Raw genomic sequence first — 21520 nt, forward strand, 5'->3', positions numbered from 1 at the left:
AACAAACAGGAATGCGCCACGGTCGAATGGCTGGTGCGCTATCACCTTTTGATGTCAGACATGGCGCAGAAACGCGACATCGCTGATCCGCGCACCGTTCGCGATTTCGCCAAAGCCGTACAAACCCGCGAACGGCTTGACCTGCTGTGTGTCCTCACAGTCTGCGACATTCGCGGCGTGGGTCCGGGCACATGGAACAACTGGAAAGCCGCGCTGATCCGCGCACTCTATCGCCAGACCCGTCGCGCGCTTGAGGACGGGATGGAGGCTCTCAACCGCGAAAACCGCGGGGCCGAGGCCAAAAAAGCGCTGCGTGCCGAACTCACTGATTGGGATGCAAAAGATCTGCGGATCGAAACCGGCCGTCATTATCCGCCGTATTGGCAGGGTTTGCACATCACCGCTCACAAGGTCTTTGCCGAACTCCTGCGTGATATTGGCGACAATGAAATTCGCATCGACATCCACCCGGATGAAGACCGCGATGCGACCCGGGTGTGTTTTGCCCTGTCCGACCATCCCGGCATTTTTTCGAGGCTGGCCGGTGCGCTGGCATTGGTCGGCGCGAACGTCGTCGATGCGCGCACGTTCACCTCCAAGGATGGCTTTGCCACCGCGGCATTCTGGATTCAGGATGGCGACGGCTCGCCTTACGAAGACGTCCGCATTCCGCGCCTGCGCGAAATGATCTCGAAAACGCTGCGCGGCGATGTTGTCCCACGTGACGCAATGAAACCACGCGACAAGATCAAGAAACGCGAACGAGCGTTCAACGTACCCACCTCGATCACCTTCGACAACGAAGGGTCGGAAATCTATACCATCATCGAAGTCGACACCCGCGACCGCCCCGGCCTTTTGTTCGATCTGACCCGAACCTTGGCCAACACCAATGTTTACATCGCCTCAGCGGTCATCGCGACCTACGGCGAACAGGTGGTCGATACCTTCTATGTCAAAGACATGTTCGGCTTGAAATTCCATTCCGAAAGCAAGCAAAAAGCTCTCGAAACCAAACTGCGCAGTGCCATTACCGAAGGGGCGGCGCGGGCTAAGGAATAATTGACGAGTACGATTTTTAGGAGGCCAAGATGCAAATTACCTTTACCGGAGCGAACCCCTATTTCCTGGAACAATCCTTTCTGGATCCAGACGGAAACCTTTCAATTGAAATCAGTTCGGTTTCGCCCACCGAAATCATCCTGACCCAAACATTTTACACCGATGCGAACGTAAGCGTTACGCTGAACGGCACCGGTTTTGCCGTGTCCCCGTCGGGCCTCATCACATCTGGCGTGATCACATCGGCAGAGTTCGATGGACTTGGCATACGGCAAGCGACGATCACCGATATCAACTGGCAAGCCAACGCGCTCCAGGTCGCGCTCTTCGACATTGGCTTTGCGTCAGATTTCACTGGGATCGCTTCGCTCTTCAACAGTTCTGGTCCCATCACCCTTGACGCAAGTGGTGGCAGAACTGGTTTTGATCTGGAAAATGGTTGGACCTCGATCCTGCCACTTCTCACGCAGCCCATCAACTTCATCGGATCGCCTTTCGACGATACCATCGAAGGGTCTTCCGGCAATGACACGATCTCGACCGGCGGGAATTTTGAGAATGGCGATTATGTTGTTGCGACGGAAGGAAATGACCAAATCACCTTCGACACGCCAATAGATGGAACGGCCGCCGGGTTCTGGCTTTACTACGACAGTATCGAAGCCCCGATCGATTTCGAGATTGACGGGCTTGCCAATACCGGCTCGATCAATGGACCCGGCTTTACCGACACGTTGATCAACACGTCCGATGCACTGGAGTTCTTTCTCGGCCTCGAGGGGTCGCGCACTGGCGACACGTTCGAGGTTGAACTCGACAGCGAACAGGTGGTCGCTGTGTCCGGAAATCTTGGCTCCGACATCTATGACATTACCACGGACGGCGGTGTTGTCGTCCTCGATTTTGACTATAGTGCAGCCACGTCTGGTCTGGAACTTGACCTGGCGGCGGGCACAATCGCTGATGACGGGTTCGGGTTTACCGAGTCGTTCACAATAACCGGCACACCGGACCGAACCATCATCTGGGGCACGCCAAATGGTGATCGTGTCTTGGACGGTCCAGGCGATCAGCTCCTCCAGTTTTATGAAGGTGACGACGTTTTCATTGCATCCAATGACGGTCAGGACAGCGTCAATGGCGGCAACGGAACCGACCTTGTGCGCTTTGACGACATCGACGAAGGCAACCTGACCATCAGATTTGACGGCGGCCTTAGCCTGCTGAGTGACAGAACCGATCCCGAAAACAGCATGCTGGTGCTTTCAGTCGAGGACATACAGACCTCAGGCGGAACTGTTTTCGAACTCGACAAGCACGACGGGATTGGCCTCATCTCTGCTGCCGATCTGACGACTCTGACCGAACTTTACATCGCGTATTTTGATCGGGCCGCCGATGCGTTGGGCCTGTCCTTCTGGGCCACTGCGTTTCAAAAGAATGGCTTCACGTTTCAGGAAATCGCCGATCTGTTCTTCACTCAGCCGGAAACAGTGGCGCTGTATTCCGGTGTCAGCGACGGGGATTTCGTCACGTCGGTCTACCAGAACGTCTTTGGCCGGAACCCTGATCAAGATGGACTCAATTTTTGGACAGGTCAGCTTGCGTCTGGCGGCACGACCGAGAGCGGGTTCATCCTTGATTTCCTGGCTGGCGCGCGCGCCGCGACCGGATCGCCCGATGATGTCGCCTATATTGAATCCAAGACCGATCTTGGGCTTTATTTCGCGGTCATTCAGGGCCAGAGCAATCTGACCGCTGCCAATGCCGTTATGGATGCATTTGATGGCACTGCCGGCAGCCTGACCTCGGCTAGGGATTTGTCCGACACAGCATTTCTGGATGCCCAAGCAAGCAACACGGAATTGTTGTTGCCGGTCGTTGGTGTAATCGACGCCCCATTTGCCGACGTCGCCTAAACATCTCACGAAGCAGCAAATTGCGCCGTAGATTAACCGGATCGCCACTTACCAAGCAGCGGCGATCCCCCAAAAAATGTCGATGGAGTCAAAACCTTTCATCGCGCTCACGACAGAAACCTCGTTCAGCCTGACCAACATCAGCAACTGCTTGTCGAAGGTGATCCTCGTCGCGTCGATGCATGTCCATTTGGATATCGCGATACTTTCGGTCAGCCCGCGTCGCTTCGAACAACGCACGTGCTTCCGTGATCGGAACAAGCCCCGCCATAGGCCGACCCCGCCGCAAAATGGCATAGCGCGAACCGTGGTTAACCTCCTCCAGCACTTGCCTCAGATGTTTGCGAAGCCAATCCGTGTTAATGTCTTCGATCGGTGAGAGATTGTAGGTGTACACGTGCGAATTCCAGTTTTGCGGACACGACCACGCTGACGCGAAAGCGTTGACAAATCATGAGCGCAGGGCGCGTTGCCAACCGTATCCACAAATTCGGGAAACCGTACGGATGAACCGTGCGGTTCAAGCCCATGATCTGTACGACTGCACATGTCAGCTGCCAGATCCCGCGCAAAACCCCCGGAAAAAGCAGCGAGACGGGCCTTGAAACGTACGCTACATGCGCCCGAACCGTACAACTGGCACTTTTCGCCGGGCGATTTCTGCTCTACGCCACGTTTTACGCGCAAGGAGCTGTATGAAACCGATCCGCCTCATCTCCGGTGTTCTCACCGTTGGATTCTGGACCCTGATGAGCCGGATACTGGGTGTCCTGCGCGAAGTCATGATCCTGGCCCTCATAGGCCCCGGTCCCGTTATGGACGCGTTCGTTGCGGCCTTCCGCCTGCCCAATATGTTTCGCCGCTTCTTCGCCGAAGGCGCGTTCAACGCGTCCTTTGTTCCGATGTTTTCCAAGCGGTTAGAAGCGAATGACAACGCCGTGACCTTTGCCAATCAGGCTTTGTCCGGCTTGGCGTTCATCCTGCTGATCCTCAGCGCGGTCGCGATGGTGTTCATGCCCGGCTTGGTTTGGCTCACAGCCGGAGGGTTCGTTGGCGACGCACGCTTTGACCTAACGGTAGACTTCGGTCGCATCGTGTTCCCATACATCCTTCTGATATCCCTCACGGCACTATTTTCAGGTGTACTCAACGCGACAGGCCGCTTTGCCGCCGCCGCTGCCGCGCCTGTGTTTCTAAATATATTTGTTTGCATCTCAATGGCTTGGGCCGCCTATATTGGTGGTGAGGCAATCATATGGCTGATCTGGACGATACCCCTTGCGGGGATCGCCCAGCTTGCCTTGGTCTGGGTCGCCACAGAACGTGCGGGCCTGCAATTGCGTCCATCCAGGCCCCGCTGGACGCCCGAGATGAAGCGCCTTGTTGTTGTTGCCATTCCAGCTGCTTTGGCAGGCGGTGTCATGCAGATCAATCTGCTTGTGGGCCAACAGGTTGCGTCGCATTTCGAGAAAGCCGTTGGCTGGCTTTACGCCGCCGACCGCCTGTACCAATTGCCGCTTGGCGTGGTGGGGATCGCTGTCGGGATCGTTCTGTTGCCTGACCTGTCCCGTCGCCTGACCGCGCAAGACGACGCCGGTGCCAAACACGCGTTTTCACGGGCCGGGGAATTGTCGCTGGCTTTGACCATTCCCGCCGCCGTCGCACTGGTGTTGATCCCATTACCCTTGGTCAGTGTACTTTTTGAACGCGGGGCAACCGGGGCCGACGATTCAGCAGCGATTGCAGTCGCGGTCGCGGTATATGGGTTAGGCCTCCCTGCCTTTGTTTTGCAGAAGGTTTTACAACCGCTTTTCTTTGCCCGCGAGGATACGAAATCGCCCTTCCGCTATGCTGTTTGGGCGATGGTGATCAATGCAGCAGTGGCCATTGGTCTGGCCCCTGTAATTGGCTGGATTGCCCCCGCTATTGCGACCACTTTGGCCGGTTGGGTCATGGTGTTTTTGCTTGCAAAAGGTGGGCGCAAGATGGGGGATGTGGCCCGGTTCGACGCACAGTTTCGGAGACGTATCTGGCGCGTGTGTCTGGCCTCTGCCGCGATGGGCGGCGTGCTTTGGGCGAGCACGATTGTATTAGGCCCTTTCTTTGCCATCGCCGGAGTGCGTTTCATCGCTCTGGCCGCGCTGATTGCGTTTGGCATGGTCAGCTATGCGATCATTGGCCAGTTGATTGGCGCGTTCTCACTTAGGGAATTACGCAACGCATTTCGCAGACGCGCTTAATTGCGCTGCCGCAAACGGTCGACCAGTTTTGTCCAACCTCCAGGCTCCAGAACAGTGGATAGGCCGAACCCTATGGCAAAACCTGCAAGGTCAGCCACCCATTCTGCGTTCGCCCCGAAAAGCAGCCCGAAAATAAGCTGGATCGCCAACAGAAACCCAATCAGCGTAAACGCGCGGATCTGGTTTTCGCCCAGTTGCCCAAGCCGCAGCCAGAGCATGTAAGTAAAACCACCGATCAAACCGTAAACCGCCGGAAAGGCGCCAATCAGTGGTGTCGGGTTACCAATGGCAAGCGCATAGACCAAGGCGCCTCCCGCGGCTGAGACAAAAAAGAGGGCGACCACGGCAAAGCTGCCCATCGCCTCGCCCACCATCTTGCCCAAGGCAAGCAGCATCACCCCAGCAAACAGCGCATGGGTAAAGCTGGCATGGACAAACGGATAAGACACGAAGCGGATGACATGTTCGAGCGGCCAACGCCCGCTGTCGCGCATCCATGCGAAAATTTCGGACGAAAAAGCAAAGCGTTCCAGCGTGCCAAGCCGCCAACCGACAGCCTCTGGTCCGCCAACAAGGCCGCGTGCGCCAAGTGTGAAAACCACCTCGATCCCGACGATCACAATAAAAAGGGCGATTACCACGGGCGGCAAAGGGTTCAGCGGGGATTCGTTATGGGGATGGGTCACGGCTTCGGCCCTTGCTTGACGGCACTTGGGGTCATGGGTAAGGCACCTGAACCACATTTGCCAGATGGAGTTTTGCCATGACTGCGGCACCTTCCGAGGGGGTCCAAACCTCTCGCACGTTCACGCCCCGGGTTTTTTCGGGAATACAGCCGTCAGGGGGCCTTACACTGGGCAATTACCTTGGCGCCATGAAGCGTTTCGTTGAAATGCAGGGCCAAGGCTTTGAAACCATCTACTGCATGGTGGATCTGCACGCGATCACCGTTTGGCAAGATCCTGAGGCGCTGCGCCGCCAGACGCGCGAACTGGCCGCCGGGTTTATCGCCGCAGGGATCGACCCTGATCAATCGGTGCTTTTTAACCAGAGCCAAGTGCCCGAACATGCGCAACTGGCATGGATTTTCAACTGTGTCGCGCGCATGGGCTGGATGCAGCGCATGACCCAGTGGAAGGACAAGGCGGGCAAGAACCAGCAGAACGCCTCATTGGGGCTGTTCGCCTATCCGGCGCTGATGGCTGCGGACATCCTGATCTACCACGCCACCCATGTGCCGGTGGGCGAAGACCAGAAACAACATCTTGAACTGACACGCGACATCGCGATCAAGTTCAACAATGACTTCAAGACCGACTTTTTCCCGATTACCGAACCAGTGATCGAAGGCGCAGCCACGCGAGTCATGTCGCTACGCGACGGGTCAAAGAAGATGTCGAAAAGCGATCCTTCAGATGCCAGCCGGATCAACATGACCGACGATGTCGACGCCATTGCACAGAAGATTCGCAAGGCCAAAACCGACCCCGATGCTTTGCCCTCAGAGGTTAAAGGTCTGGAAGACCGGCCCGAGGCACGCAACCTCGTCAACATCTATGCCGCTCTTGCAGAAGCATCGGTCGATGATGTTCTGCGTGATGTTGGTGGGAAGCCGTTCTCGGAATTCAAACCGATGCTGTCCGAACTGGCGGTAGAAAAACTCGCCCCGATCTCGGGCGAGATGGCGCGTCTGATGCAGCACCCGGAAGAGATTGATGCAATCCTGCGCAAAGGTGCTGACCGGGCCCGCACCATCGCGGCACCTATCCTCAAGCAAACCTACGAGATTGTCGGGATGGTATCATAGCCCAGACACGCTTGACCTGCCCTTATGCGCCGGTGAACCTTTCAGGCACCGGCGCATAAGACCGGCTTGCTTTGATGGGACTGGGTTGACCGCATGAACGATCAGAAATGCGAAATCCCGATCTGAATGGTCTGACCCCGCGATTTTGAAATAATGGCACAAGCATTTTCGAAGATACTCCCAAAAGGTGCTTAGAGGCACCTTCCAACGGCCAACTCTGGACCTTCCTGTGCCTCGCACATAACGTGCCTGCAAATCGAAGGAGGTCGCGATGGCAACCGGCAAGAATATCCACACGTATTTCAACGGCACCTGGCACAATGGCGATGTGGCGGTGATGAATGCCGCCGATCACGGCGCATGGCTCGGAAGCGGCGTGTTCGATGGCGCCCGCTATGTGAATGGGGTTGTCCCTGACCTGCTGGCCCATTGCCAGCGTGTGAACCGCTCTGCCGAGGCGCTTATGGTGACGCCCACAGTTAGCGCCGAAGACATGGTCGATATCGTTTGGGACGGGCTTCGGGCGTACTCCAAGGATACAGCAGTCTATATCCGTCCAATGTACTGGGGCATAGACGGCGATGCGACTGCCATCATGCCCTCTCCGAACAAGACCGGGTTTGCGATCTGCCTCGAAGAAATCCCTATGGCCCCAGAGACTGCAAGCGTGTCGCTGGGTAAAACCCAGTTCCGCCGCCCAGTGTTGGAAAGCGCCGTCGTAAATGCAAAGGCCGGTTGCCTTTATCCCAACAACGCACGGATGCTTGCCGAGGTGCGGTCGCGCGGATTCCAGAACGCGTTGGTCACGGACGCGATGGGCAATGTCGCTGAAAGCGCGACCGCCAATGTGTTCATGGTCAAGGATGGAGAGGTCTTTACCCCCATAGCCAATGGCACCTTCCTGGCCGGGATCACCCGATCTCGCCATATGACAAATCTGGCCGCCGATGGCACTAAAGTGCACGAAGCAGTTCTGAGTTTCGCCGATTTCGAAGCAGCGGACGAGGTGTTTTTGTCCGGCAACATGAACAAGGTCACACCCGTGGTCGGTTTCGAGGATACATCCTACCAAGTCGGCCCGGTCACCCGCCGCGTTCGCGAGATGTATTGGGACTGGGCGCATTCTGGATGACGCCAGAGGTCTTGTCAGAGGCCGATGCGCCCACCTTAAAGGCGCTAGGCGATCTTTGCATGCGATCCAAAGCGCATTGGGGTTATGACAATGCCTTCATGGCAGCCTGTGCTGATGTTCTGCGCATCACCAAAAAGGACCTCAAACATCCATTCGCCATCATCCGGGTTGGGCCAAAATATGCAGGCATCACGCAGGTTACGTTGCATAAATATGGCGCCGACCTTTCCAAGCTATTCGTTTGTCCGGATCACATGGGAAAAGGCGTTGGCTCTGCATTGGTGACATGGGCCAAAGCGCTCGCTCATGCTGCCGGTCATGCGGATCTCAAAGTGGAATCCGATCCTGCTGCCGAGGCGTTTTATGCGCGACATGGCGCAATCCGGATCGGCCTTGCCCCATCAGAAGCCATCCCGGGTCGCATGTTGCCGCTGCTCAGCATTCCGACACACCCGTCATGATCGCAGGCCGAACTTCTGTTGCACGGGTCCGGTTCCTGCGTCATGATCCCCCGCGGGAGAACACCTATGCGTAAATTCCTTGTGGTGCTGGATGACAGTCGCGAATGCCTGAACGCAATGCGCTTTGCGGCGATGCGAGCGGCCAATACCGGCGGTGGAGTCGAGATTCTTTCGATCATCCCGGCGGATGAATTCAACCATTGGATCGGTGTCGGAGAAGTCATGCGCGAAGAGGCGCGGGAACGGATTCACGCCCATTTCGAAGTCTTTGCAAAATGGATGCGCGACAAGCAGGGTGTCGATCCCGAACTGGTCATCCGCGAAGGCGAGGCCGTGGCCGAAATCATTGCGCAGGTTCAGGATGATCCAGATATCGGCGTTCTGGTCTTGGGCGCCAACACCGGCAAAAAAGGCCCGGGCCCCTTGGTTACACAGCTAACCAAGAACGCAGGCAGTCTGCCGATCCCGATCACCATTGTGCCGGGTGAATTGTCCAAAGAACGGCTTGAAGCGATCACCTGACACGTTCTTTCGCGTCTTGGTGACACTCAAACGAGCGATGCCGGATGCAGTTGAAAGGATGTTGCCATGATCAGCCTTAGTCGCAAGCCCGTTCTGCGCACGCTTCGCATTTTGAGTATCGCCACCACCCTGCTGGCTGCGAACATGGCTCCTGCAAATGAGGCAGGGTTCATTTCCATTACGTTGGTGGACGAACAATACAATCTCCCGCTGAGTGCCGGCCATAGTGATTGGACAGGAACCGGTGGGTTTGCCAAGGTCACCATCCTGACCCGACCAAGTGACCTCCAGACGTGGCACAGTTTCCAATCTTTGAGGTTGGCGTTCGACCTATTCCGAAACAGTGCGCAAACTCCGGAAATGTCGCTGTTGCGTCGCACTGGCGATGCCGGATTTGAACGCTGGTACGGGCGTAATGATAGTGGTGGCTTGATTGTTGTGGTCACCGATAGGAACTTGGACGGTGCCTTTTTGCAGGTTGGCAGTACGTTCTCGGGGACGCTGGGCCAGAGCCTTGATTTCGGGCAAACGATTGACCTGTCTGCACCGATGCCCGTATCAGGCACATTCGAGGCGAAACTGCTTCCCATTCGATGAACCATTTTGCAGCGTCTGCATGGAATTTTAGAACTGTTCTAAACCTTGACGCATCGCCGATGGCACCGCATATAAGTCCTACCCATCAGGAGGCGACGCCATGTTCATCCAAACCGAATCCACGCCGAACCCCGCAACTTTGAAGTTCCTGCCCGGTCAAACCGTGCTGGATATGGGAACAGCCGATTTCCCAACTGCAGAAGGCGCGTCCGTATCGCCTTTGGCGTCACGCATTTTCGCAGTGTCCGGGGTCAAAGGTGTGTTCTTCGGGCATGACTTCGTCACAGTAACCAAAGACGACGACACCGATTGGGATCACCTGAAACCCGCGCTTCTTGGTGCAATCATGGAGCACTTCCAGTCCGGCGATCCTGTGATGGCGGGCGACGCACAAGCGCCCTCTGGCCATGCAGAGCATTCTGGCGAAGACGGCGAGATCGTGGGACAGATCAAAGAACTTCTGGACAGCCGTGTGCGCCCCGCCGTGGCCCAAGACGGTGGCGATATAACCTTTCACGGATTTGACCGCGGTGTGGTCTATCTGCACATGCAGGGTGCCTGCGCAGGCTGCCCATCTTCGACCCTGACACTTAAGATGGGAATCGAGAACCTGCTGCGCCACTACATCCCCGAAGTGACCGAGGTGCGCCCGGTTGCCGTCTGACACCACATTACTGGCGTTCGATACATCGGCTGCGCATTGCGCAGCCGCTTTGTTTTGCGGCACCCGCGTGATCGGCACCCATGTGGATGAAATGGCGCGTGGACAGGCGGAACATCTCATGCTGATGCTTGAGTCGTTCCTCGCCGAGCATGGCAAATCATGGGCCGACCTGACCCGGCTTGGCGTCGGTGTCGGACCGGGTAACTTCACGGGTATCCGGATTTCCGTTTCAACAGCCAGAGGATTGGCTCTTGGATTAGGAATACCTGCGATCGGCGTGTCGACCCTCGACGCGATCCACCAGATCAACTCCGATGCCACCGCAGCAGTCGCCGCACCGCGCGATATGATCTATGCCCAACGCCCCGGCAGTCAGCCTGCCCTTATCGCAGCAGAAAACGCACCCGGTGCAATATTCGCACCCGACGGCGACACCTTGATCAGCGCCATCGCTGAGGTCGCCGCACGAGCCGATATCACCATCGCTGAACGACCAAAACCACTCTACATCAAACCTGCCGATGCAGCCCCGGCGCGCGATGCGGCCCCGGTGATCCTGACGTGACACCGGAGGCGTTCGCCGAAATCATGGACCGCGCTTATGCGCAGATGCGTCCGTGGTCGGCACAGGAGATTGCCAACACGCTGGCGGCGCCATACGCGCTCATGTTGGCCCGGCCCAAAGGCGGGCTGATCGCGCAGCTGATTAAAGATGAATGCGAGATCCTTGCACTGGCGACAGACCCTGACGCGCAACGGCAAGGGGTGGCGTCATCGCTCCTGAACGAACTGATCGAATTGGCCCGTTCCAAAGGCGCGACCCGCATCTTGCTCGAGGTCGCTCACGCAAATCGATCCGCGCGCGCGTTCTACGCCACCAAGGGATTCGCCTTGATTGGCACCAGGCTAAGCTATTACACCTTGCGGGACGGTACAAAAGACGATGCATTGCTGCTTTCGCTGGCCATTGCGCAAGGTCAAGACGGTCCTGCGCCAACGTCATAGGGCGTGTCCGCAAAAAGCGGTTGACCCTTTGGCATGCCTGCGGCCTTAATTGCATCTGATCAACCGATCTATCAAAGCGACGCAATCAAGCCGTCGCAGTCCAACACCTGGGAGCTGCAAATGACCCTCATGACGAAACTTTACGGTGCCGCCGCTGCTTTGGCGCTCACCGCTGGCGCGGCTGTGGCCGAACCCGCCCTGATCTTTGATCTGGGTGGCAAGTTCGACAAATCCTTCAACGAAGCTGCCTTTAGCGGCGCGCAGCGCTGGGCCGAGGAAACCGGCGAGTCGTTCCGCGAGATCGAGCTTCAGTCCGAAGCACAGCGCGAACAGGCCCTGCGTCGCTTTGCCGAGAACGGCAACAACCCGATCGTGATGACCGGTTTCGCCTTTGGCAACGTGTTGTCCGAAGTCGCCCCCGACTATCCTGACACCAAGTTCGCCATCATCGACATGGTTGTCGATCAGCCCAACGTCCGTTCAGTCGTGTTCAACGAACATGAAGGCAGCTACCTTGTCGGCATGATGGCCGCGATGGCATCCGAAAGCGACACCGTCGGCTTTATCGGTGGCATGGATATCCCACTGATCCGCAAGTTTGCCTGTGGCTATGCGCAAGGTGTCAAAGCCGTGAACCCGGACGCGACCGTGGTCGCCAACATGACCGGCACAACACCGGCAGCATGGAACGATCCAGTGAAAGGGTCCGAACTGACCAAGGCTCAGATCAGCCAAGGCGCAGACGTGGTCTACGCGGCAGCGGGCGGCACCGGTGTTGGTGTTCTGCAAACTGCGGCTGACGAGGGCATTCTGTCCATCGGTGTGGACAGCAACCAGAACTATCTGCACCCCGGTCAGGTTCTCACATCCATGATGAAGCGCGTGGACAACGCGGTCTACGACGCGATGACAGCAGGAACCGATCTGGAAACCGGCATCAACGTGATGGGTATCGCCAATGGCGGCATCGGCTATGCTCTTGACGAACACAACGCAGAGCTGGTCAGCGCCGACATGAAAGCCGCCGTCGATGACGCCTCGGCGAAAATTGCCAGCGGTGAGCTTATGGTACACGACTACATGGCTGACGACAGCTGCCCAGCAATCAGCTTCTGATACAACACGCTTGTATGTTACCAAACGGAGCGGCCGATCTCGGCCGCTCCGCCACGTATCGGGCGCAAGACCCGAAGATTGTTGCAGGGATAGTTCATGACCACCGCTGTTGCCGACACCGATTTTGATCCAACCATTGCCCAAGTTCCGCCAGCGATCGAGCTGAAAGGCATTTCCAAGGCGTTCGGCCCGGTTCAGGCCAACAAGAACATTTCGATCAGCGTCAAACCCGGCACAATACATGGGATTATCGGGGAAAACGGCGCTGGCAAATCGACGCTGATGTCTATCCTGTATGGGTTTTACAAAGCCGATAGCGGTTCGATTTTCATTAACGGGAAAGAAACCCAGATCCCTGACAGCCAGGCCGCGATCAAGGCGGGCATCGGAATGGTCTTCCAGCACTTCAAGCTGGTGCAGAATTTCACAGTCCTTGAAAACGTGATCCTCGGTGCCGAGGATGGCCCCCTGCTCCGCCCCTCGCTAAACAAAGCGCGCGGCGTCTTGAAGCAATTGGCCGAAGAATATGAACTCAACGTTGATCCAGACGCGACGATTGAAAATCTGTCCGTTGGTCACCAGCAACGAGTCGAGATCCTCAAAGCGCTGTATCGGCAAGCAGACATTCTGATTTTGGACGAGCCCACCGGCGTTTTGACTCCGGCAGAAGCCGACCATTTGTTCCGCATCCTCGATAACCTGCGCAAAGAGGGCAAAACGATCATTCTGATCACCCATAAACTGCGCGAGATCATGGATGCGACCGACACTGTTTCGGTGATGCGCCGTGGCGAGATGACCGCGACCGTCAAAACCTCTGAAACCAGTCCGGAACGACTGGCCGAGATGATGGTGGGCCGCAAAGTTCTGTTGCAGGTCGACAAGCAAGAGGCACAGCCCGGCAAACCGGTGCTCGAAGTCGAAAACCTGCGCCTGACCGATGACAAGGGTGTCGAACGTCTCAAAGGCATATCACTAGAGGTGCGCGCAGGCGAAATCCTAGGCATCGCTGGGGTTGCTGGCAACGGCCAGTCAGAGCTGCTTGAAGTTTTGGGTGGATACGCCGACGCGACCGGTATTGTCCGCGTCAATGGCCAACAGATCGACCTCACCGGTGGTCATTCCGACGGGCAATCGCGCCGCGCCCGCGGTATCGCGCATGTTCCCGAAGATCGCCATCGCGAAGGCCTGATAATGCCATTCAGCGCATGGGAAAATACCGTATTTGGCTACCACCGCGATCAGAAAAACCAAAGCGGCCTGCTGATGGACAACGTCGCGATCAAGGCCGAGGCGGCCGCAAAGATGGATCGCTTTGACGTTCGCCCTCCAAACCCCAAACTTGCAGCGCGCAACTTTTCTGGCGGCAACCAGCAAAAGATCGTCCTAGCACGCGAAATCGAACGAAATCCGGATATCCTGCTGGTCGGGCAGCCGACCCGTGGCGTGGATATTGGCGCTATTGAATTTATTCATCAACAGATCATCCGCCTGCGCGACGAAGGTAAGGCAATCCTTTTGGTGTCGGTTGAACTTGATGAAATTTTCTCGCTGTCTGACCGCATCGCCGTAATGTTCGACGGCCAGATCATGGGCGAACGTTTGCCTTCTGAGACCAACGAAAAAGAGCTTGGCCTGCTCATGGCCGGGATCACCGACACAGCCCACGTCCATATGCCAGATTCACCAATGGCGATGTCCGAGGAAGAATTGCAGGAAGCGGCAGAGACAGAAGTAGAGGCCGAACCGGCAGAAGCAGAGGCCGAACCCACGGCAGACACAGCAGAGCCAGAAGCACCTGCAACTGACGCGCCTGCTGACGAAGCTTCGAAGTCCGAAGATCAAACTGCCGGAAAAGCACCCGAGCCACAGGCAGAGTCGACACCGGAGGACACGGCAAAGCCGATACCGGAGGACACGGCAAAGCCGATACCCGAGACTGTCGAAACAGTTTCTACTGCCCCCGTCGAGGTGGAAAAGCCACCAGTGACCGACTCGATCAGCCTCGGGAGCCTTAGCGCGACAATTACGCAGACTGCGGCATCCGTCCCCAAGAAACCTGACACAGCAAAAGACCCCGAGGAGGGCGACAAAGATGGATAAGATGCCCGGCTGGGCCGATGCGGTCCTTGTCCCCCTGATCTCGCTCATCCTCGCCGCGATTCTGTCGGCGCTGGTGATTATCGGTATCGGCGAAGACCCGGTGGCGGCGTTCAAGCTGATGGTCGATGGTGCGTTGATGCGGTCTTCCGGCTGGGGTTACACGCTTTATTACGCGACCAACTTCATCTTCACCGGCCTTGCTGTTGCGGTCGCCTTCCATGCGCGCCTGTTCAACATCGGCGGCGAAGGTCAGGCGATGATCGGCGGCTTGGGTGTGGCACTGGCCTGCCTCTATATCCCGTGGCCCAATTGGTACGTCGCCCTTGTCGGGGCTACAGTGTCCGCCGCGCTGTTCGGCGCGCTGTGGGCGCTGATCCCGGCCTATCTGCAAGCCAAACGCGGCAGCCATATCGTCATCACCACGATCATGTTCAACTTCATCGCCGCAGCTGTTCTGAATTATGTCCTCGTCAACATTCTGCGCCCCCAAGGCGCAATGGACCCGGCGACAGCCCGCTTCCCCGAAGCGGTCAAACTACCCACGTTCCAAGATATGTTCTCTACCGCAGCCGAACCCATGTTCCGTGGTGCGCCCGCGAATGTAACCTTCTTTTTGGCAGTCTTCATGTGCCTTGCTGTCTGGATCCTGATCTGGCGGACCAAGCTTGGCTACGAAATCCGCGCCTTTGGCCAAAGCGAATCCGCTGCCAAATACGCGGGTATCAGCCCCGTTAAAATCACCGTGGTCGCCATGCTCATCTCTGGCGGTCTTGCAGGGATGATGGCGTTGAACACCACAATGGGCGAGGCGGAACGCCTGGTGATGAACGCCACCGAAGGCGCCGGTTTCATCGGCATCGCGGTAGCGCTCATGGGCCGATCACATCCGCTAGGCGTCTTACTTGCCGCGCTTCTGTTTGGCTTCCTGTACCAAGGCGGCGCTGAACTTGCACTTTGGACCAACATCCCGCGCGAACTTATCGTGGTGATTCAGGCGTTGGTAATCCTGTTCACAGGAGCACTCGACAATATGGTGCGGATGCCACTTGAAAAACTCTTCCTCGCATCGCGGAGGAAAGCATGATGGATTTTGCAACGCTTCTTCAGGTGCTCGACAGCACCGTACGACTGGCAACACCTTTGCTGCTGGCCTGCTTGGCTGGTCTGTTTTCAGAACGTGCCGGCATCTTCGACATCGGGCTGGAGGGCAAAATGCTCGCTGCCGCGTTTTTTTCGGCTGCCATTGCTGCGATCACTGGCGATGTGTGGATGGGTCTTGGCGCGGGGATTGCCGCATCGCTGGCGCTGTCAATCCTGCACGGTCTGGCCTCGATCACATTCCGGGGCAATCAGCTGATTTCGGGTGTCGCGATCAACTTTCTCGCAGCGGGTCTGACTGTTCTCATCGCCCAGGACTGGTTCAGCCAAGGCGGACGCACGCCTTCACTCATTGGCGCGGGCCGTTTTGAGCCGATCGTGCTGCCCGGTGCAGAAGAACTCTCGGGTGTCCCGATCCTCGGTCCGATCTACGCTGAATTGATCTCGGGCCACTCGATCTTGGTGTACGTGGCTTTTGCAATGGTGCCGCTGACGTGGTGGCTGCTCTATCGCACTCGCTTTGGTCTGCGCCTACGCGCGGTTGGCGAAGCCCCCGAAGCCGTTGACACAGCTGGTGTGTCGGTTGTTGGCCTACGCTATGTGGCCGTGGGTATTTGCGGCATCCTGTGTGGTGTCGCCGGCGCTTATCTGGCGACCGCACTTCAGGCGGGTTTCGTCAAGGACATGACCGCAGGTCGCGGGTTTATCGCGCTCGCAGCGCTGATCTTTGCCAAGTGGCGGCCGTGGTATGCGCTTTATGCATGCCTTCTCTTTGGTCTGCTGCAAGCTGTCGCGCTGCGGTATCAAAACATTGACCTTGGCGCATTCGTGGTGCCGGTACAGTTTATGGACGCACTGCCCTACATCCTGACCGTAGTGATCCTTGCCGGATTTGTCGGCAAGGCGATCCCACCACGAGCGGGTGGGGAGCCCTACGTCAAGGAACGCTGAGCATTAGACTAAGGCGGCGGGTCCATTGATGGAAACGGATGATGCATCAACGCATCATCTGCGCCCCGTATGAGTCCAGATCTACCTCTTTCGCTCGTCCTTTTTGCGCCTGCGGCACCGCACCGCTTGAAACGGGGCAAAAGATGGGTTTATGGACGAACATGCAAATCTACCTGCCCATTGCCGAGATTTCGGTCAACGCCTTCCTGCTTTTGGGCCTGGGCGGAATTGTAGGTATTCTCTCGGGCATGTTCGGTGTTGGTGGCGGCTTTCTGATGACGCCACTTCTGTTCTTTATCGGCATTCCTCCAGCTGTTGCTGTGGCCACCGAAGCAAACCAGATCGTCGCATCTTCGTTTTCCGGTGTGCTGGCCCATCTCAGGCGAAAAACAGTTGATCTTAAGATGGGTACTGTCCTTTTGATCGGAGGCTTGATCGGTGCGGCCCTCGGCGTCTGGTTGTTCAACTACCTGAAAGGTCTTGGTCAGGTCGATTTGCTGGTCAAGCTGTGCTATGTGCTGTTTCTGGGTGTGATCGGTGGCTTAATGTTTGTTGAAAGCCTTGGTGCGGTCCGCAAGACCAAGTCCGGCAAGGCGCCCACCCGCAAGAAACACAACTGGATACATGGCCTGCCCTTCAAAATGCGGTTCCGCACATCTGGGCTATATATCTCGGTCATCCCACCCGTCATCGTTGGCGTATTTGTCGGAATTCTTGCTGCGATCATGGGGGTCGGTGGTGGCTTCGTGATGGTGCCTGCAATGATTTATCTTTTGGGAATGCCCACCAAGGTTGTCGTCGGCACATCGCTGTTCCAGATTATATTCGTGACTGGTTTCACAACGCTTCTGCACGCGACCACGAACTACACTGTGGATATGGTTTTGGCGGTTCTGCTGTTGGTCGGCGGAGTGATTGGCGCACAAATTGGCACCGTGATCGGGGCCAAGCTCAAGGCCGAGCAGTTGCGTATTCTGCTGGCGATCATGGTTTTGGCGGTCTGCGGCAAGCTGGCCCTCGACCTCTTGATTCAACCGTCCGAGTTGTTCTCAATTGGCGCAGTAGGGGGTCACTGATGCGCTGGCTTCCTTTGGTCCTTGCACTTATGGCCGTGCCTTTGCAGGCCGAGGAAGTCGTTCTTGGACTAAGCCAGGATCAGGTGTCGATCTCGACCAATTTTGATGGGTCCGAGATCATCATGTATGGCGCAATCAAACGTGAGGCGCCGATCCCCCAAAGCGAACCACTGCAGGTGGTCGTGGCCATTTCAGGTCCACAAGTGCCGATCACGGTCCGCCGCAAAGATCGAAAGCTGGGTATCTGGGTGAACGTCGATTCCCTGACAGTATCCGCCGCCCCCAGCTTTTATGCCATCGCCACATCTGCGCCTTGGGAGGATGTTCTGAACGAGGCTGATGACTTGCGGCACACGATCTCAATTCCGCGTGCGATCAGATCGGTAGGGGCTTGGTCGCAAGTGGAAAAGCCACAGGAATTCATTGATGCGCTGATCCGCATCCGCACCGACAATGGCCTCTACGCCCTCAAGGAAGGGTCTGTCGATCTACGCGAATCCACTTTGTTCAACACCGCGATTCAGATGCCGGCCAACCTGACCGAAGGCGAATACGCGACCCGCATTTTTCTCACCCGTGGCGGCAAGGTGGTATCGAAATACGAGACCAGCATCGATGTTCGTAAAGTTGGCCTGGAACGGTGGCTGTTCAACCTGTCACGGCAACAACCTCTGCTTTACGGCCTGCTGTCCTTGACCATCGCCATTGCCGCCGGATGGGGCGCCTCTGCTGCGTTCCGGCTGATGCGATCAGGCTGATGCCCCGCACGCCACCAGGAACCCGCGCCGATTATCGCGCCTTTCGTATCCTGCCGACACGTTGGCAAGACAACGACGAATACGGCCACCTCAACAACGCCACCTACTATGCGCTGTTCGATACCGCTGTCAGTCTATGGCAGATGGATCAGGAGATCGAAATTCGCGGCCCGGGCGCGACTAAGTTCCTCGTTGTCGAAAGCGGTTGTCGATACCACGCCGAACTGGGGTTTCCCGATATCCTGACAGCGGGCATCCGCATTGCACATATCGGGACATCCTCGTTCCGCTACGAGATCGCGCTTTTTTCCAATGACCGCGATATTGCGGGTGCCGAAGGGTTCTTTACTCAGGTCCATGTCGATGCAGAGGGCCGTCCTGCCCCGCTATCGGACACAATCCGCGATAGTCTTCAAAGCTTGAGTGTTTGATCAAGATACCACTTTGAGGCGCACGTCAGCGCGCGTACCCTTGGCCTGAACCGTTCAGGAGAATCATTCATGCGTTTCCCAAAACCTCACGCCCTTGCCACCGTTCTGGGCCTTGCGCTCGCCTCTGGCGCCATGGCGCAAGAGACATCGGACGTGAAATTTGCTCCCGGCAATTTCGGCACGATGGTCTCCGGTAAAATAACCGGCCAAGACTACATCGATTACCGTCTTGGTGCGAATGCCGGGCAAGAGATGTTCGTCGAACTGTCTGTCACCGACAGCACCGGCAACGGAACCGTCTATTTCAACATCCTGCCCCCCGGCAGCGACGGTGTTGCGATCTACAACGCCTCAATGGACGGCAACTCGACCACCATCACTCTGCCCGATAGCGGCACTTATGCGATCCGCGTTTACCACATGGGCAATGACGAAGACAGCGGCAAGACCAGCAGCTTTAATGTAGACTTGTCGATCCAGTGACCTGACCCAAAAGGGCTGTCGGCAAATCGGGCGTCAGCCTTTTTCATGAAAGAACGCGTAGATGCGTTCCGCCAACGCCTCCGACACACCATCAACTGCCTTGAGATCAGCAAGGTTTGCGCGACTCACCGCCTTAGCCGACCCGAAATGCGCAAGAAGGGCCCGTTTGCGTGCGCCGCCCACCCCTGCAATTTCGTCCAAGGGGTTCGCCATCTGTGATTTGGCCCGCTTGGCCCTGTGTGTGCCAATGGCAAAGCGATGCGCCTCATCACGCAGCCTTTGAACAAAATACAAAACCGGATCATTGTGGCGCAGCGCAAAAGGCCGCTGTCCCGAGCGATGGAATTCTTCCTTCCCCGCATCCCGGTCTACACCTTTGGCGACACCCACCATCGGCACATCCTCGACCCCGTGTTCTTTCATGATCTCGCGCACCGCTGACACCTGGCCCGCACCGCCATCGATCAACAGCAGGTCAGGCCAAAGCCCCTTGTCGCGATCTGGATCTTCCTTGAGCAATCGTTTGAACCGGCGGGTCAGCACCTCTTTCATCATGCCAAAGTCATCGCCAGGAACAAGGTCATCACCTTTGATGTTGAACTTGCGGTACTGGTTCTTCATGAACCCATCCGGTCCGGCCACAATCATCGCACCTACGGCATTGGTTCCCTGAATATGACTGTTGTCGTATACTTCAATCCGGTCGGGCGGTGCTTCCAGATCAAACGCTTCAGCCAAACCTTTGAGCAGTTTGGTCTGTGTTGCAGACTCGGCCATGCGCCGTGCCAACGACTCTCGTGCATTCCGCAAAGCGCCATCAACCAGCTCTGACTTTTCGCCACGCAGCGGCACAGCAATCTCGACCTTGCGGCCCAGCTTGTCCGATAGCGCGTCCGTCATCAGGTCTTCGTTCTCGATCGGGTGGGACAACAACAGCATCCGCGCGGGGTCTTTGGTGTCGTAGAACTGGCCAATAAAAGCCTCAAGCACTTCGGCCTCTTCTACATCTGGCCCGACGCGCGGATAGAAGTCGCGATTGCCCCAGTTTTGATTTGCCCGGATAAAGAAAACCTGCACACAGGCCTGCCCCTTTTCAAGATGCAGCGCAATCACGTCCGCCTCGGTCACACTGCGCGGGTTAATGCCTTGCGCCGTCTGCACTTGCGTCAACGCGCGGATTCGGTCGCGCAAGGCGGCCGCGCGTTCAAACTCCATATCTTCTGATGCCTTGGCCATTTCTTTGGCCAACGTTTCTTGGATATTCGTCGATTTACCAGACAAAAACCGTTCAGCATCCCGCACGGTATCTGCATAATCCGCTTCCGAGATCTTGCCGACACAGGGCGCCGAACAGCGTTTGATCTGATACAATAGACAGGGCCGCGTGCGGCTATCGAACATCGCATCGGTGCAATTGCGCAGCAGAAACACCTTTTGCAACTGGTTCAGCGTCCGGTTCACTGCCCCCGCGCTGGCAAACGGTCCATAATACGCGCCTTTGTCTTTCTTTGCCCCACGGTGTTTGTGGATCATCGGATAAGCGTGTTTGGTGACGTGAATGTTCGGAAAGGATTTGTCGTCCCGCAACAACACGTTGTATCGCGGCTTAAGCTGCTTGATCAGGTTCTGTTCAAGCAACAAAGCTTCGGTTTCAGTGCGCGTCGTCAGGAACATCATCGACGCGGTTTCCGAAATCATCCGCGCAATGCGTCCCGAATGCCCTGAAGGCCTTGCATAGTTCGACACACGTGCCCGCAGGTTGCGCGCTTTGCCGACATACAGCACCCGCGCCTGTGCATCGAGCATCCGGTAGACGCCCGGACTGTTGTCCAGCGTCTTGAGATAGCTCTGAATACAGGCATGGCCTGTTAAAGTGTCAGTGTCAGTTTCCTTGACCATGTCAGCCTGTTTTGACGCTTTCGCAGGGTTTACGATTCTCTGGGATTCGCTGCCTGATTGCCCCCTTCTATGCAACCGTTAAGACATCCACCGTTTCTGTGGATAACTCTGCGGAAAAGTTTTGGATGTTAAGGTTTTTCCTTTGTATTCCGGTACATTCTCTGACTTGCCTATTTTTTAGGCATCATTGTAACAA

Annotated in this window: 21 protein-coding genes and 1 pseudogene; 19 read left to right on the forward strand and 3 right to left on the reverse strand. The window is 56.8% G+C overall.

Annotated elements, in window-relative coordinates; genetic code table 11:
- The coding region (locus ACTG4M_RS08020; RefSeq protein WP_439123128.1) for an ACT domain-containing protein at nt 1-1062 on the forward strand (1062 nt) is incomplete at its 5' end.
- Between the two features lie 29 nt (nt 1063-1091).
- A complete protein-coding gene (locus tag ACTG4M_RS08025) occupies nt 1092-2981 on the forward strand; it encodes a DUF4214 domain-containing protein (RefSeq protein WP_439123129.1) in 1890 nt (629 codons plus the stop codon).
- An 88-nt stretch (nt 2982-3069) separates the two neighbouring features.
- Here the strand turns inward: ACTG4M_RS08025 and ACTG4M_RS08030 are convergent, their stop codons facing one another.
- Nucleotides 3070-3252, reverse strand: coding sequence for a hypothetical protein (locus ACTG4M_RS08030; protein WP_439123130.1), 183 nt, complete (start codon nt 3250-3252; stop codon nt 3070-3072).
- A gap of 424 nt (nt 3253-3676) precedes the next feature.
- On the opposite strand from ACTG4M_RS08030, the gene murJ reads away from it, so the two are divergent.
- Nucleotides 3677-5221, forward strand: a complete 1545-nt coding sequence (gene murJ / locus ACTG4M_RS08035) for a murein biosynthesis integral membrane protein MurJ (RefSeq protein WP_439123131.1) — start codon at nt 3677-3679, stop codon at nt 5219-5221.
- Here the strand turns inward: murJ and ACTG4M_RS08040 are convergent.
- A complete protein-coding gene (locus ACTG4M_RS08040) occupies nt 5218-5907 on the reverse strand; it encodes a rhomboid family intramembrane serine protease (RefSeq protein WP_439123132.1) in 690 nt (229 codons plus the stop codon). The genes murJ and ACTG4M_RS08040 overlap by 4 nt on opposite strands.
- A gap of 77 nt (nt 5908-5984) precedes the next feature.
- Between ACTG4M_RS08040 and trpS the strand changes: the two genes are divergently transcribed.
- The 16 genes and pseudogenes from trpS to ACTG4M_RS08120 all read left to right on the forward strand — a co-directional run bounded on the left by trpS (nt 5985) and on the right by ACTG4M_RS08120 (nt 19425).
- Nucleotides 5985-7028, forward strand: a complete 1044-nt coding sequence (trpS, locus tag ACTG4M_RS08045; RefSeq protein ID WP_439123133.1) for a tryptophan--tRNA ligase — start codon at nt 5985-5987, stop codon at nt 7026-7028.
- Between the two features lie 271 nt (nt 7029-7299).
- Nucleotides 7300-8160, forward strand: coding sequence for a branched-chain amino acid aminotransferase (locus tag ACTG4M_RS08050; RefSeq protein WP_439123134.1), 861 nt, complete (start codon nt 7300-7302; stop codon nt 8158-8160).
- Entirely contained in the window at nt 8157-8621 is a 465-nt protein-coding gene (locus tag ACTG4M_RS08055) for a GNAT family N-acetyltransferase (RefSeq protein WP_439123135.1), read from the forward strand. Before ACTG4M_RS08050 ends, ACTG4M_RS08055 begins: the two co-directional genes overlap by 4 nt.
- Nucleotides 8622-8687: 66 nt before the next feature.
- Nucleotides 8688-9143 carry a universal stress protein gene (locus ACTG4M_RS08060; RefSeq protein WP_439123136.1) on the forward strand — a complete coding sequence of 152 codons (456 nt, stop codon included), beginning with the start codon at nt 8688-8690 and terminating at the stop codon, nt 9141-9143.
- A gap of 66 nt (nt 9144-9209) precedes the next feature.
- Complete coding sequence (locus ACTG4M_RS08065; protein ID WP_439123137.1) at nt 9210-9740, forward strand: hypothetical protein; 531 nt, start codon at nt 9210-9212, stop codon at nt 9738-9740.
- A gap of 100 nt (nt 9741-9840) precedes the next feature.
- Nucleotides 9841-10404 carry a NifU family protein gene (locus tag ACTG4M_RS08070; RefSeq protein WP_439123138.1) on the forward strand — a complete coding sequence of 188 codons (564 nt, stop codon included), beginning with the start codon at nt 9841-9843 and terminating at the stop codon, nt 10402-10404.
- Nucleotides 10394-10969 carry a tRNA (adenosine(37)-N6)-threonylcarbamoyltransferase complex dimerization subunit type 1 TsaB gene (gene tsaB, locus ACTG4M_RS08075; protein ID WP_439123139.1) on the forward strand — a complete coding sequence of 192 codons (576 nt, stop codon included), beginning with the start codon at nt 10394-10396 and terminating at the stop codon, nt 10967-10969. The genes ACTG4M_RS08070 and tsaB overlap by 11 nt, the downstream gene beginning before the upstream one ends.
- Entirely contained in the window at nt 10966-11409 is a 444-nt protein-coding gene (locus ACTG4M_RS08080) for a GNAT family N-acetyltransferase (RefSeq protein ID WP_439123140.1), read from the forward strand. The genes tsaB and ACTG4M_RS08080 overlap by 4 nt, the downstream gene beginning before the upstream one ends.
- A gap of 120 nt (nt 11410-11529) precedes the next feature.
- Entirely contained in the window at nt 11530-12525 is a 996-nt protein-coding gene (locus ACTG4M_RS08085) for a BMP family lipoprotein (RefSeq protein WP_439123141.1), read from the forward strand.
- A 96-nt stretch (nt 12526-12621) separates the two neighbouring features.
- A pseudogene (locus ACTG4M_RS08090) lies at nt 12622-14199 on the forward strand (ABC transporter ATP-binding protein); the annotation flags it as partial.
- Nucleotides 14200-14620: 421 nt separating this feature from the next.
- Nucleotides 14621-15712, forward strand: a complete 1092-nt coding sequence (locus ACTG4M_RS08095) for an ABC transporter permease (protein WP_439123142.1) — start codon at nt 14621-14623, stop codon at nt 15710-15712.
- Entirely contained in the window at nt 15712-16677 is a 966-nt protein-coding gene (locus ACTG4M_RS08100; RefSeq protein ID WP_439123173.1) for an ABC transporter permease, read from the forward strand. The genes ACTG4M_RS08095 and ACTG4M_RS08100 overlap by 1 nt, the downstream gene beginning before the upstream one ends.
- Before the next feature lie 161 nt (nt 16678-16838).
- On the forward strand, nt 16839-17753 hold the full coding sequence (locus tag ACTG4M_RS08105) for a sulfite exporter TauE/SafE family protein (RefSeq protein ID WP_439123143.1): 915 nt from the start codon (nt 16839-16841) through the stop codon (nt 17751-17753).
- On the forward strand, nt 17753-18511 hold the full coding sequence (locus ACTG4M_RS08110) for a TIGR02186 family protein (protein ID WP_439123144.1): 759 nt from the start codon (nt 17753-17755) through the stop codon (nt 18509-18511). Before ACTG4M_RS08105 ends, ACTG4M_RS08110 begins: the two co-directional genes overlap by 1 nt.
- The gene (locus ACTG4M_RS08115) at nt 18511-18942 is read left to right on the forward strand and encodes an acyl-CoA thioesterase (protein WP_439123145.1); all 432 of its coding nucleotides are present in this window, start codon (nt 18511-18513) and stop codon (nt 18940-18942) included. The genes ACTG4M_RS08110 and ACTG4M_RS08115 overlap by 1 nt, the downstream gene beginning before the upstream one ends.
- Before the next feature lie 69 nt (nt 18943-19011).
- Entirely contained in the window at nt 19012-19425 is a 414-nt protein-coding gene (locus ACTG4M_RS08120; protein ID WP_439123146.1) for a hypothetical protein, read from the forward strand.
- 33 nt (nt 19426-19458) lie between these two features.
- On the opposite strand, the gene uvrC is transcribed toward ACTG4M_RS08120, so the two are convergent.
- A complete protein-coding gene (gene uvrC, locus ACTG4M_RS08125; RefSeq protein ID WP_439123147.1) occupies nt 19459-21324 on the reverse strand; it encodes an excinuclease ABC subunit UvrC in 1866 nt (621 codons plus the stop codon).
- Between the last annotated feature and the right edge of the window lie 196 nt (nt 21325-21520).

The organism is Marivita sp., from assembly GCF_965656765.1.
Taxonomy (GTDB): domain Bacteria; phylum Pseudomonadota; class Alphaproteobacteria; order Rhodobacterales; family Rhodobacteraceae; genus Marivita.

Coding starts and splice junctions, on each gene's coding strand:
- ACTG4M_RS08025 (WP_439123129.1), top strand. CDS start 1,092: ATGCAAATTACCTTTACCGGAGCGAACCCCTATTTCCTGGAACAATCC.
- ACTG4M_RS08030 (WP_439123130.1), bottom strand. CDS start 3,252: ATGGCGGGGCTTGTTCCGATCACGGAAGCACGTGCGTTGTTCGAAGCG.
- murJ (WP_439123131.1), top strand. CDS start 3,677: ATGAAACCGATCCGCCTCATCTCCGGTGTTCTCACCGTTGGATTCTGG.
- trpS (WP_439123133.1), top strand. CDS start 5,985: ATGACTGCGGCACCTTCCGAGGGGGTCCAAACCTCTCGCACGTTCACG.
- ACTG4M_RS08050 (WP_439123134.1), top strand. CDS start 7,300: ATGGCAACCGGCAAGAATATCCACACGTATTTCAACGGCACCTGGCAC.
- ACTG4M_RS08055 (WP_439123135.1), top strand. CDS start 8,157: ATGACGCCAGAGGTCTTGTCAGAGGCCGATGCGCCCACCTTAAAGGCG.
- ACTG4M_RS08060 (WP_439123136.1), top strand. CDS start 8,688: ATGCGTAAATTCCTTGTGGTGCTGGATGACAGTCGCGAATGCCTGAAC.
- ACTG4M_RS08065 (WP_439123137.1), top strand. CDS start 9,210: ATGATCAGCCTTAGTCGCAAGCCCGTTCTGCGCACGCTTCGCATTTTG.
- ACTG4M_RS08070 (WP_439123138.1), top strand. CDS start 9,841: ATGTTCATCCAAACCGAATCCACGCCGAACCCCGCAACTTTGAAGTTC.
- ACTG4M_RS08085 (WP_439123141.1), top strand. CDS start 11,530: ATGACCCTCATGACGAAACTTTACGGTGCCGCCGCTGCTTTGGCGCTC.
- ACTG4M_RS08095 (WP_439123142.1), top strand. CDS start 14,621: ATGGATAAGATGCCCGGCTGGGCCGATGCGGTCCTTGTCCCCCTGATC.
- ACTG4M_RS08100 (WP_439123173.1), top strand. CDS start 15,712: ATGGATTTTGCAACGCTTCTTCAGGTGCTCGACAGCACCGTACGACTG.
- ACTG4M_RS08105 (WP_439123143.1), top strand. CDS start 16,839: ATGCAAATCTACCTGCCCATTGCCGAGATTTCGGTCAACGCCTTCCTG.
- ACTG4M_RS08110 (WP_439123144.1), top strand. CDS start 17,753: ATGCGCTGGCTTCCTTTGGTCCTTGCACTTATGGCCGTGCCTTTGCAG.
- ACTG4M_RS08115 (WP_439123145.1), top strand. CDS start 18,511: ATGCCCCGCACGCCACCAGGAACCCGCGCCGATTATCGCGCCTTTCGT.
- ACTG4M_RS08120 (WP_439123146.1), top strand. CDS start 19,012: ATGCGTTTCCCAAAACCTCACGCCCTTGCCACCGTTCTGGGCCTTGCG.
- uvrC (WP_439123147.1), bottom strand. CDS start 21,324: ATGGTCAAGGAAACTGACACTGACACTTTAACAGGCCATGCCTGTATT.